The 10,446-nt window shown below is 63.4% G+C and carries 11 protein-coding genes and 1 tRNA gene; 5 read left to right on the forward strand and 7 right to left on the reverse strand.

The features are described 5' to 3' along the window. Positions 1 to 356: 356 nt before the first annotated feature. Positions 357 to 431 (reverse strand) — tRNA-Glu (locus tag AC629_RS41925). A gap of 56 nt (positions 432 to 487) precedes the next feature. Next, positions 488 to 832 carry a hypothetical protein gene (locus AC629_RS41930; protein ID WP_074120296.1) on the reverse strand — a complete coding sequence of 115 codons (345 nt, stop codon included), beginning with the start codon at positions 830 to 832 and terminating at the stop codon, positions 488 to 490. Here AC629_RS41930 and AC629_RS41935 point away from each other — a divergent pair. After that, positions 831 to 1,838 (forward strand): RluA family pseudouridine synthase, encoded by a 1,008-nt coding sequence (locus AC629_RS41935; protein WP_084810495.1) that lies wholly within the window; start codon positions 831 to 833, stop codon positions 1,836 to 1,838. The two genes, AC629_RS41930 and AC629_RS41935, sit on opposite strands and share 2 nt — an antisense overlap. 217 nt (positions 1,839 to 2,055) lie before the next feature. Then, positions 2,056 to 2,955 (forward strand): RNA polymerase sigma factor RpoH, encoded by a 900-nt coding sequence (rpoH, locus tag AC629_RS41940; RefSeq protein ID WP_084810496.1) that lies wholly within the window; start codon positions 2,056 to 2,058, stop codon positions 2,953 to 2,955. Between the two features lie 410 nt (positions 2,956 to 3,365). On the opposite strand, the gene AC629_RS41950 is transcribed toward rpoH, so the two are convergent. From AC629_RS41950 to AC629_RS41965, 4 genes are all read right to left on the reverse strand, one after another. Next, a complete protein-coding gene (locus AC629_RS41950; RefSeq protein WP_084810498.1) occupies positions 3,366 to 3,992 on the reverse strand; it encodes a peptidoglycan recognition protein family protein in 627 nt (208 codons plus the stop codon). A gap of 34 nt (positions 3,993 to 4,026) precedes the next feature. Beyond that, on the reverse strand, positions 4,027 to 5,244 hold the full coding sequence (locus AC629_RS41955; protein WP_084810499.1) for a GGDEF domain-containing protein: 1,218 nt from the start codon (positions 5,242 to 5,244) through the stop codon (positions 4,027 to 4,029). A 603-nt stretch (positions 5,245 to 5,847) separates the two neighbouring features. Beyond that, the gene (locus tag AC629_RS41960) at positions 5,848 to 6,459 is read right to left on the reverse strand and encodes a LysE family translocator (RefSeq protein WP_084810500.1); all 612 of its coding nucleotides are present in this window, start codon (positions 6,457 to 6,459) and stop codon (positions 5,848 to 5,850) included. 55 nt (positions 6,460 to 6,514) lie between these two features. Continuing rightward, positions 6,515 to 6,889 carry a response regulator gene (locus tag AC629_RS41965; protein ID WP_084810501.1) on the reverse strand — a complete coding sequence of 125 codons (375 nt, stop codon included), beginning with the start codon at positions 6,887 to 6,889 and terminating at the stop codon, positions 6,515 to 6,517. A gap of 131 nt (positions 6,890 to 7,020) precedes the next feature. On the opposite strand from AC629_RS41965, the gene AC629_RS41970 reads away from it, so the two are divergent. After that, the gene (locus tag AC629_RS41970; RefSeq protein WP_084810503.1) at positions 7,021 to 7,869 is read left to right on the forward strand and encodes an SDR family NAD(P)-dependent oxidoreductase; all 849 of its coding nucleotides are present in this window, start codon (positions 7,021 to 7,023) and stop codon (positions 7,867 to 7,869) included. Between the two features lie 130 nt (positions 7,870 to 7,999). Here AC629_RS41970 and AC629_RS41975 read toward each other — a convergent pair whose 3' ends face one another. Further along, positions 8,000 to 8,806, reverse strand: coding sequence for a lytic murein transglycosylase (locus tag AC629_RS41975; RefSeq protein ID WP_084810504.1), 807 nt, complete (start codon positions 8,804 to 8,806; stop codon positions 8,000 to 8,002). A 369-nt stretch (positions 8,807 to 9,175) separates the two neighbouring features. Between AC629_RS41975 and AC629_RS41980 the strand changes: the two genes are divergently transcribed. Next, complete coding sequence (locus AC629_RS41980) at positions 9,176 to 9,520, forward strand: hypothetical protein (protein ID WP_084810502.1); 345 nt, start codon at positions 9,176 to 9,178, stop codon at positions 9,518 to 9,520. Between the two features lie 536 nt (positions 9,521 to 10,056). Next, positions 10,057 to 10,323, forward strand: a complete 267-nt coding sequence (locus AC629_RS41985) for a hypothetical protein (RefSeq protein ID WP_084810505.1) — start codon at positions 10,057 to 10,059, stop codon at positions 10,321 to 10,323. The last annotated feature ends 123 nt before the right edge of the window (positions 10,324 to 10,446 follow it).

Genomic DNA, 10,446 nt, shown 5'->3' on the forward strand with positions numbered 1-10,446 from the left:
CGATCCGCCACCCGGAAATGTTGCCATCTGGCGTGGCCTTTCCAGATTAACCGATATCGAACTCGGCGCCGAAATCGGAGCGGCTGGAAATGTGGGTAATTGAAAGACTCGCCGGATGGATACTTTGCACACATTCTCACGGTCTATCCGTCACCAACTGAGGACGGTCGAACTCGATTCCGAACGCGTCGAGTTGCACCGGCCCGATGGTGAGACGATCAAGCTCCGGCAAAAATCATGCGGAATTGGCGGCGACCGCAACGGATCAAAACTGCAACAAACGCCAACCAAGCGGAGATGCCCGCTTTGCGGATGCATCTAGAGAGGCGGGAGGTTCGCAGTTTTGTTCTGGAAAATGGCGCTCCCTAGGGGAATCGAACCCCTGTTTCAGCCTTGAGAGGGCCGCGTCCTAACCGCTAGACGAAGGGAGCGTGAGGGCTAGCCAATAGCCTCGAAATTTGTTCGCCGCAAGGACCGAACGGAGGTTTTACGGCTCATTGGCAAATTTCAGCTTTCCGGCCGGCTTTAAGGTGTGGGCGTCGAAGGTGCGGATCTCGGTGACCCCGCCGATATCGAGCGTGACCACGAGGCGGTCGCCGGCGACCCCGGTCGAGACGATTCTGGCGCCCTTCGGCAGGGTGGCGGTGACGTCGCCCACCGGCTCGGGCGCCCTTCCCTCCGACTTGAAAAGGCGGTAGCCCACCGCGATCAGCACGGCGCAGATCGCCAGCGCCGTGGTCAACCCCGCGATCAGCATCATCCGCCGCACCCGCGCGAACAGCGCGGCCTGCTCGGGGCTCGGTTCGGGAACAGCGGTATCAGACGTCGTCATGGAAAACTCAGGCTCTGCGCAAAGGTTGGAGGTTGTCGTCGCCGGCGACGAGGGCTCGGCCCGGCTCGACCGCGTGCTGGCGGCGCGCCTCACCGAGCTGTCGCGATCGAGGCTGAAAGCCCTGATCCTGGCGGGCGCGGTGAGCCTCAAGGGCGCCGCCGTCCGCGACCCCGCTTATCACGTCGCATCCGGCGATACGATCATAATCGACGTGCCGGAGGCGGCGCCGGCGGAGCCCCAAGGCGAGGATATCGCCCTCGATATCGTGTTCGAGGACGACGACATCGTCGTGCTCAACAAGCCCAGGGGGTTGGTGGTGCACCCCGCGGCCGGCCACGAGACCGGCACGCTGGTGAATGCGCTGATCGCCCATTGCGGCACCTCACTCTCCGGCATCGGCGGAGTGCGCCGGCCCGGCATCGTGCACCGGCTCGACAAGGACACGACAGGTCTGATGGTGGTCGCCAAGAACGACCTCGCGCATGCCTCGCTGACCGCGCAATTCGCCGACCATGGCCGGACGGGTGCGATGCGCCGCGGCTACATGGCGTTCGCCTGGGGGCTGCCGGGCCGGCATCGCGGCACGGTCGATGCGCCGATCGACCGCCATCCGCATGCGCGGGAGAAGATGGCGGTGCGCCAGAGCGGCCGCGAGGCGGTGACGCATTGGGAGATTTTGGAGAATTTTGCCGGGCGCGATGGCAAGCCGGTCGCCGCGTTGCTGGCCTGCGAGCTCGAGACCGGGCGCACCCACCAGATCCGCGTCCACCTCGCCCATATCGGCCATCCCCTGATGGGCGATGCGGTCTATGGCCCACACTTCAAGACCAAGGCGAACCAGCTGGGCCCCGAATCCCAGGCCGCGTTAACGGCCCTCGGGCGGCAGGCGCTGCATGCTTATTTGCTGGTATTGGAGCACCCGAGGACCGGAGAACTTCTGCACTGGGAAGCGCCTCTGCCGGAGGATTTGCTTCTCCTTCAGAGCGCCCTCAAAGCGGCGCTATGACGCAGGCGACTTGAGAAAACCCTTACCTTACAAAAAGTTATAGCTGCCACACGCGGACGTGACGTCAGCAATCCTTCCCTTTTTGCCCCCCCATGGGGTATATTGCGCCTGCGTTGGAAATGACCAACGGAACATCGCAGCTACGACTGGCTTTAACAAAGTGGTCGTCTGCCTGGCCCGCCGCCATCGGGGGCCTGAACCTTTTGGAGGGCGCACTATGGCCCGTACGACTACCTTGCCGGTCCTCAATGGAGAATCCGGCCTTTCCCGTTACCTCGGCGAAATCCGCAAGTTCCCGATGCTGGAACCCCAGCAGGAATACATGCTCGCCAAGCGTTGGCGCGAGCATGATGATCGCGACGCCGCGCACCAGCTCGTCACCAGCCATCTCAGGCTCGTGGCCAAGATCGCCATGGGCTATCGCGGCTACGGCTTGCCGATCTCCGAGGTCGTCTCGGAAGGCAATGTCGGCCTGATGCAGGCGGTGAAGCGCTTCGAGCCTGAAAAGGGCTTCCGTCTCGCCACCTACGCGATGTGGTGGATCAAGGCGTCGATTCAAGAGTACATCCTGCGTTCCTGGTCGCTCGTGAAGATGGGCACCACCGCGAACCAAAAGAAGCTGTTCTTCAACCTGCGCAAGGCGAAGAGCAAGATCAACGCGCTGGACGAGGGCGATCTCCGCCCCGACCAGGTGAAGACCATTGCCAAGCGCCTCGGCGTCACCGATCAGGACGTCATCGACATGAACCGCCGCCTCGGTGGCGACGCGTCGCTGAACGCACCGATCCGCGACGACGGCGAAGCCGGCGAATGGCAGGACTGGCTGGTCGACAATACGCCCAACCAGGAAGCCCTGCTGGCGGAGCACGAGGAGTATGATCACCGCCGCGACGCCCTCACCGGCGCCATGAGCGTGCTCAACCCGCGCGAACGCCGCATCTTCGAGGCCCGCCGCCTCGCCGATGAGCCGATGACGCTGGAAGACCTTGCCGCCGAGTTCGGCGTGTCGCGCGAGCGCGTCCGTCAGATCGAGGTCCGCGCCTTCGAGAAGGTGCAGTCCGCGGTCAAGGGCACGATCGCAAGGCAGGAACAGGCCGCGCTGGAAGCCGCGCACTAAGCGCGACTTCTTCGCGCCAGAAATTGGCGGATCGACAAAGACGGAAAGCCGGCGGCAACGCCGGCTTTCTTGTTTTTGTGCGCGCGCTGCGCGCACCCCTCGCGGTGTCATGCCCCGGCAGAAAAGCGGGGCATCCAGTACTCTGCGGCGGTAATTGCGAGAGCGAGGTCCCCAACGCAGGCTCCTGGACTACTTCTTCAAACGCGTGCTGGCGGCAGACGAGCCGCCGGAATTGCCGCGGCGATCGGGATTGATGCAGCGGCTTTTCGGGTGGATGTCGCAGGCGATGTAGCCGGTGTCGTCATTCCGGGGCGCGCCCCTTGGCGCGAGCCCGGAATCCATCAGGCGGCAGAGTTGGTGGATAAATGGATTCCGGGTTCGCGCTACGCGCGCCCCGGAATGACGACCTTCTACTCCCCCCACGTCCTCGCCAGTGTCGCGAGCCAGCAGCCTTCGCAATAACGCGCGTCCTTGTAGTCGATCCAGTTGTGCGCATAGACGTGGTCGAGCGGGATGTCGTAGCGCGCGCGCAGCACCTGGACGAGAATTTTCCATGCCGCGACCTGCGCCGCGGTGGGACCTGTCGTGACGTCGGGATAATTGCCGGCGAACTCGACGCCGATCGAATTGTCGCGCACGACCCGGCGATAGGTCGATCTGTTGTCGATGTACTTGTTGTCGTTGCGATTGGCGCCATCGCCATGGGTCGGCACCAAATTCTCAGCGACCGCCCAATAGACTGTGCCGTCGGTCTCGACCCAGACCGTGACGCCGCGCCGCGTCGGGTTCTTCGACTGCTGCTGCGCGCCGCGGCGCGCCGAACCGGCCGGTCCCTCGGTCTGGTGCACGATGATGTTGCGCCAGGAATGGGCGTTCTGGACGTCGCCCCACGGTGCCAGCCAGACGATCTTCAGACCGGGAATGTCGGGCGTGCCGGAGGCGCGAGCGAGTTTTGCAAGCTCGGCGTCCGTTGCCGCGGCAGGGACGATCAAGAAGACGGCGGCGGAAACCGCCGCGAGCAAACGGGGCATCATCATGCGGGTCCAATACGGACTCGAACCTAGCACAGCCTTATGCAAATTTGCGTGCGGCCTCGACAGGCACGGGCTGTTCAGGCGACAGCGGCGGTGCCGGATCGTAGACCGCAAAGTCGTTCTTGCCGTTCTTCTTCGCGGCATAGAGCGCGTGGTCGGCATGGGCGATCAGGCGGTCCGGGAATTGGCCGACGCTGCGGTCCCACTCGGCAACGCCGATCGAGATCGCGATCGGGATGTCGTTGCCGGTGCAGGCGGCGGCATCCTGGCGACACACCTCGATCACGCGGCGGGCGATCGATGCACCCTCGCGCAGGGAGGAGGCCGGCAACACGATGCAGAACTCGTCGCCGCCGGTGCGGGCGAGCAGGTCGCCCGGCCGCAGCCGCGTCTGCGCCATCAGCGTGAAATGCTGGAGGCAAGCGTCGCCCGCGGCATGTCCATGGGTGTCGTTGATGATCTTGAAGCCATCGAGATCGATCACCAGAAGCGAGAACGGCTCCCCGCTGCGCTCTGAACGGGCACATTCCTCGGTGAGACGCTGCAACAGATGCCGCCGGTTGGCGACGCCGGTGAGGTCGTCGAGCAGCGCGAGGTCGGCAACCTCGTTGCGCAGCCGCTCGATCGCCATCAGCAGACAGCCGAAATTCCAGGCCATCGCCAGGAAGACCAGGGCGAGGATCAGCGCAGCCTGCAATCCGTTGAAGTTGATCGCAGTGATGCCGCCACCGAGCCCGACCATCGCGGAGCCGGAGCGAACCACGTGAACGCCGAGGACCAGAAAGGCAACAATGGCGGCAAGACGGGCGCCGGGATTCTCGCGTCCGTCCTGCTTGCCGAGGAGAAGCGGCAACGCCATCAGGATCGGGGTCGACTGGCCGATCGAATAGATCAGCACACGCGCCGGCATGTCGTCGACCACAACCAGAAACAAGGTAAGGCCGGCACTGCTCAGCAGCGAAATCGCAATCGCCGTGAGCCAGGAAACCGGCTTGTGGTAGAAGCGCGTGACACCCATGCAGGTCAGGCACGACGAGAAGATCATCAACCCGCCGCCGGCAATCAACGGAAAGCGCATATCCATGACGTCGCGCAGCATGGAGATGCCGGACCCGGTCGCCGCCAGCACCGCGGCCGCCGTCCAGTATCGCGCCGCCTCGAATTTCGGATAGGAGCGCACCACATAGGCCCAGATCAGGCCCAGCGCCAGGAAGTTGATGACGATCACCGTCCAGAGTGTCGGCACGCTCAGCATGGCGACCGCGGGAGATGCACCATCCCGCCCCCTTCGTTTGGCAACCGTCCGTCCATAGCCATCCCCGTGTTCTTGCGGAGAAGGATGCGCGCGGCGCGCTTAAAGGAGTCTGACCGTGATACCGCAAACGCGGTCTTTGGTTTTGGATTGATGAATCGGGCAGACGGACCTCGTATCGTTAAGCAAGGCTTGATGCGAAGGACCGCGCCCCAGCCACAGCGGCGCTGTGATGCGGATTCGTGGGCAAAAATCACCCGAAAATGCATCTGAGCTGTGGATAACGTAATGACACGGATATGACAGCGCGGGGCAGTTGCCCGCGAATCTGCTGAGTTTGTCGTCGAGGATGTTGCGAGGCTGGCCCTCCGCCGAGCATCCCTCGTGTCGCGTTCCACCATTAACCCTTGAGAGGATACTATGGCTAAGAAAGCGAAGAAGGCGGCGAAGAAGAAGGCGAAGAAGGCCAAGAAGGCTGCGAAGAAGAAGTAGCGCAGCGTGTTCTTTGCCCGGGTGGAGCCTCGCTCCGCCCGGGTGTCGAGTAAGGTTGAGAGAGATTGAAGATGGCGGGCGAGAGGCCCGTTTTTTTTTATTTGGCTGACGAGCCTACCGCTCCGCGAACGCGAGCTTGGCGCCGAGCAACGCAAAGCCGGCGGCGAAGCTGCGGCGCAGCCAGGCCATGACGCCGGGACGGGAGATGACGCGCTCGCGCACGGATGCAGCGCAGAGGCCGTAGATGACGAACACCGCGAAGGTCATCGCCATGAAGGCGCCGCTCAACTCCAGCATCCGCGCCAGCACATGCGCCTCATCGACCGCGATGAACTGCGGCAGAAAGGCGAGGAAGAAAATCGACAGTTTGGGATTGAGGATGTTGATCAAGAAGCCGGTTGCGATGACGCGGCTGCTCGACCGCTCCCTGATCTCGCCGTCGACCGCCAGCGCTCCGGTCTCGCGCAGCGCCTGCCAGGACATGTAGAGCAGGTAGAGAACGCCGCACCATTTCAGCGCGGCGAAGGCGAGCGCACTGGTGTGGAGCACCGCCGCGAGCCCCAGCATCGCCGCCGTCATGTGCGGCACGATCCCGAGCGTGCAGCCGAAGGCCGCCGCGATGCTGGCGCGCGAGCCGCGTGTGAGCGCGGCGGCCAGCGTATAGAGCACGCCGGTGCCGGGCGAAGCGACGACGATGAGCGAGGTGAGCAGGAAGGACAGGGTCATAGACTGACCTTATCATCGCCTCTCACAGCAAGAAAGCGAGCCTCCTGGTTCAGCGTCAGGACAATTGCGCGAGTTCGGCCTCACGCAGCACGTCGAGCGGTGCCCACGGCTTAGCCCAGAATTTTACGCCATCCGGCAAGGGCTGCTTCAAGGGACGGCCGGAGGTGACGACAACGTCGAGCCTGGGATTTCGATCCTTGGCGAGGTGCGCGAGCTCGACCCCGTTCATGGGACCGGCAAGCTGGACGTCGGTCAGCATCAAACAAAGCGCGCCGGCCTCCTTGTCGAGGACACGTTCGGCGGCCTCCGCGCTTTCACATTGGATGACCTGATAGCCGCTTTCCTCAAGGAGAATGCTGAGCATCTCCCGCTGCATGCTGTCGTCTTCAACAATGAGGGCGGTAGCGCGAAACGGCTTTGATTGTCCCATCGGTGGCTCCCAATGCGGCTTGCCTCCGTTCAAGTAACCTATGTTAAGTTCGGAACCCCGGCTCTTGTTTCGGGTCCATACTGAAAAATTGTGAATCCTTGTTCCCTTTCGGGGGCTTAATGGGAGGCATCATGACGGTGATTTGCGGCGCCGCCGCCATCACGGGAGCGGCGAGCGGCATTGGCCGTGCGCTCGCGATCGAGCTCGCCCGGCGCGGCTGCGATCTCGCGCTTGCCGATCGCGACGAAACCGGGCTGAAAGCGCTCGCCGGCGAAATCGGCAAAGGGATCGACAATGGACGCAAGGTCAGCGTGCATCGCGTCGACGTCGGCGAGCCCGGCAACATCTCGCAATTCGCGAACGAGGCGACCATTGCGCATCCTGCGCTCAGCATCGTCATCAACAATGCCGGTGTGGCGCTGCTTGGCCAATTCGAGGAGATCGACCAGGCGCAGATGGAGTGGCTGTTCGACATCAATTTCTGGGGCGTGGTGCACGGCACTCGCGCCTTCCTGCCGCATCTAAAGACAAGGCCAGAGGCGCATATCGTCAACCTCTCCTCGATCTTCGGCATCATCGCGCCTCCGGGACAGTCGGCCTATGCGGCAGCCAAGTTCGCGGTGCGCGGCTTTTCCGAGAGCGTGCGCCACGAGCTCGCGATGGCGGGAAGCCCGGTGCGGCTATCGGTCGTTCATCCTGGCGGCGTCGCCACCAGCATCGCACGCAGTTCGCGCACCGGCACCGGCGTCACCGACAACGCACGGCGCTCGCAAATGATCGAGCGGTTCGAGAATGCGGCGAAGGCTACGCCGAAGGACGCGGCGCTGCGCATCATCAAGGGCATCGAGCGAAACGAGCCCCGTATCCTGATCGGCAACGACGCCCGGTTCATGGATATTTTGCAGCGCTTCCGCCCGGGGACGTATTGGGCGCCACTGCAGCGGAAACTGGAGAAGATGGCGAAAGGGACGGCGAAGTAGGTTTGTAGCGCGACAGTGCCTCCACGCCGTCATTGCGAGGAGCGCAGCGACGATGCAATCCAGACTATCTCGGCGGAGGGATTCTGGATTGCTTCGCTGCGCTCGCAATGACGACTGTGGTGGGCGCTCCTCACTGCCCTATCAACCGGTCCGCAAAATACCCGATGGTCTTGCGGTAGACCACCGCCCTGTTCCACTCCCGCATCGCCTCGAAATTGGCGGAGCCTTCGCTATAGGGCTGGCCCATCTTGAAGCCGCTGGTGTGGAGCAGGTTTGCGGTCGAGGCGAGCACGTCGGGGACGCTGTGGCGAAGGTCGACATGTCCATCGCCGTCGAAATCGACGCCGTATTTGATGTAGGACGACGGCAGGAACTGGGTCTGGCCGATCTCGCCGGCATAAGCGCCGATGAGGTCGCGCAGCGGCAGGTCGCCGCGCTGCACGATCTTGAGCGCGGCGAGCAGCTCGCCCTGGAACAGCTCGGTGCGGCGGCAGTCATGCGCGAGCGTGGCGAGCGTGCGGATCACCGGCAGCTTGCCCATATCGCCCTTGCCGAAATCGCTCTCCAGACCCCAGATCGCGACCAGGATCTGCCGGGGCACACCGAACTGCTGTTCGATGCGCGAGAGCAGCGCGGCATGCCGTTGCAACAGCGCCCGACCGCCATTGATGCGGCCCGGACCGACGCGGGTCGACACGTACTGCTCAAAGGTCTTGTTGAAGGTGTAGCGCTGGCGCCGGTCGAAGGCGAGCACGGCACCGTCCTGGGTCAGGCCGCCGAGAGCCGCGCTGGTTACGCTTGCCGAGACACCGGCCGCCTGCGCCTCCGAGGTCATGCCGGCGACGAAGCTGTTGAAGTCACCGCCGCAGCGGGCGGCTTGCGCCGAGCCGCCGGCCAGACAGACGATGAAGGCGGTGGCCAGGGCGCGTCTCAGCATATCGAAAATTCCTCTTATCCATCTGCGCGTGAAGCAGCGCGCGATCATGCCCGGGAACAGGATTCGCGTCAAAGCCGGCCAACTCTCGTTAGGCCCGATCGCTGCGGAGTCGGCGGCGCCGTGGGCGGCGATGGCGAGAGTTTGATGCGCGTCAACATCGTCATGCATGCGACATGAGATGAACTATTGCGCACGTCTTCCCTGTCATTCCGGGGCGCGACGAAGTCGCGAGCCCGGAATCCATTGCGCTGGATTCCGGGCTCGCGCTCCGCGCGCCCCGGAATGACTAAACGAGGGATTCCGCGCTATAGGGCTGAAGCGTGAAGGCACCGGATGCGATCCGCCCACGCCAGCATGAGGCAACCAGCAATGCCCAACGACAACCGCACATTAAAGCGCCCCTCCCTCCTGCGCCTCCCTCTCTTCCGCCTCCTCGCCATCAACCTGGCGATCGGCGCCTGCGCCGCAGCACTCCTCGTCGGCGGGCTGCTCTGGCTCAACCCTGGACATCTGCGCGAGCTGATCTTCGCCGACCGCTCACCCGGCATCGCGCTTCTCGTGCTGCTCGGCTCCTTCCTCATTACCTTCGGTTCCGCTGCGATGGGCAGCGCAATCATGGCGCAGGGACGCAAGGAGGATGACGGCGGGCGCGGAGGCAGACACGAATCGCAACTCGTTGCGCAAGAACTGTCGGGGCGCGCGCGACCGAATTGATGTGTGCGTCGCGAAAATCGAACGCGTCCGCTTGCGCTGAATGAAATTCCCCGCACCTCCTGGAATAGATGCAGGTCTACGCACTTCAGCACGCAGCACGCAGCGCGCAGCGCGCAAACTCTCGCTGCATTGCGAGAGCGACCGGTACGAACAAAGTGCTTCGATGATCAAAATATCTGCTTCGGGAATGCGCTTAAACCAGATCTCCTGATCAACGCATATCTGGCTCGCTCGCTGCGACATCAACCCGCAAGGATTTATCTTGCCATGGCATGGCGCAAGCTATAGCATTCTATTTTAGGTTGTTGCCCCACCAGCCCCGGGCGACGCTGAGAACCAAAAATAAGCGGCGGGCTTCGCGGCCCGCCGTTTATTGAGGCAAGGGTCGGATCCGAGGGGCGGAATCCAAGGGTCGCAATCGAAGCGGCGCATCGGACTTTACGAAGCGATTGACGCTTCCACCCTGCAACCAGATTTCCTCGATCGATTGCGCAGCCAGTTCCGCGGCCGCCGGCAACGCGGAAAGCCATTTGACTATGGCTCTGGTATCGACGACAAGCCGGCCATGGCCAAAAAAACCCGGAACCAATCCCAAGGGCGAATTCGCCTTCTTCAATGTCGTCTATGAAGACGGCTCCCAACGCTCCAACCGGCGCGTGCCTGCCGAGCTCCTTGGCGGCCTCGACGGCGACGAACCCGCGCGCAACTTCATCATGGAGCAGGACCGCGAGATCGCCGAAAAGTCCGGCCGGCCGGCACTTGAGATCAAGCGGATCGAGCGGGTCGGCGCGAAGAAGAAATAGGCGCCGCATCGAGCATCGGCTGCGAAGCGACGCAATCGGGATAGGGGGGCGTCTCGCGACGCCGCCCCTCCCACACCACCGGACATACGGGTCCGTATCCGGCGGTTCAGCGGATTATGCGGG

It is taken from the genome of Bradyrhizobium sp. NAS80.1 (assembly GCF_001908205.1).
Lineage (GTDB): Bacteria > Pseudomonadota > Alphaproteobacteria > Rhizobiales > Xanthobacteraceae > Bradyrhizobium.

Excerpts from the sequence above, each read along its gene's own strand:
- AC629_RS41935 (WP_084810495.1), top strand. The coding sequence starts at position 831 with ATGGAAAACTCAGGCTCTGCGCAAAGGTTGGAGGTTGTCGTCGCCGGC.
- AC629_RS41930 (WP_074120296.1), bottom strand. The coding sequence starts at position 832 with ATGACGACGTCTGATACCGCTGTTCCCGAACCGAGCCCCGAGCAGGCC.
- rpoH (WP_084810496.1), top strand. The coding sequence starts at position 2,056 with ATGGCCCGTACGACTACCTTGCCGGTCCTCAATGGAGAATCCGGCCTT.
- AC629_RS41950 (WP_084810498.1), bottom strand. The coding sequence starts at position 3,992 with ATGATGATGCCCCGTTTGCTCGCGGCGGTTTCCGCCGCCGTCTTCTTG.
- AC629_RS41955 (WP_084810499.1), bottom strand. The coding sequence starts at position 5,244 with ATGCTGAGCGTGCCGACACTCTGGACGGTGATCGTCATCAACTTCCTG.
- AC629_RS41960 (WP_084810500.1), bottom strand. The coding sequence starts at position 6,459 with ATGACCCTGTCCTTCCTGCTCACCTCGCTCATCGTCGTCGCTTCGCCC.
- AC629_RS41965 (WP_084810501.1), bottom strand. The coding sequence starts at position 6,889 with ATGGGACAATCAAAGCCGTTTCGCGCTACCGCCCTCATTGTTGAAGAC.
- AC629_RS41970 (WP_084810503.1), top strand. The coding sequence starts at position 7,021 with ATGACGGTGATTTGCGGCGCCGCCGCCATCACGGGAGCGGCGAGCGGC.
- AC629_RS41975 (WP_084810504.1), bottom strand. The coding sequence starts at position 8,806 with ATGCTGAGACGCGCCCTGGCCACCGCCTTCATCGTCTGTCTGGCCGGC.
- AC629_RS41980 (WP_084810502.1), top strand. The coding sequence starts at position 9,176 with ATGCCCAACGACAACCGCACATTAAAGCGCCCCTCCCTCCTGCGCCTC.
- AC629_RS41985 (WP_084810505.1), top strand. The coding sequence starts at position 10,057 with ATGGCTCTGGTATCGACGACAAGCCGGCCATGGCCAAAAAAACCCGGA.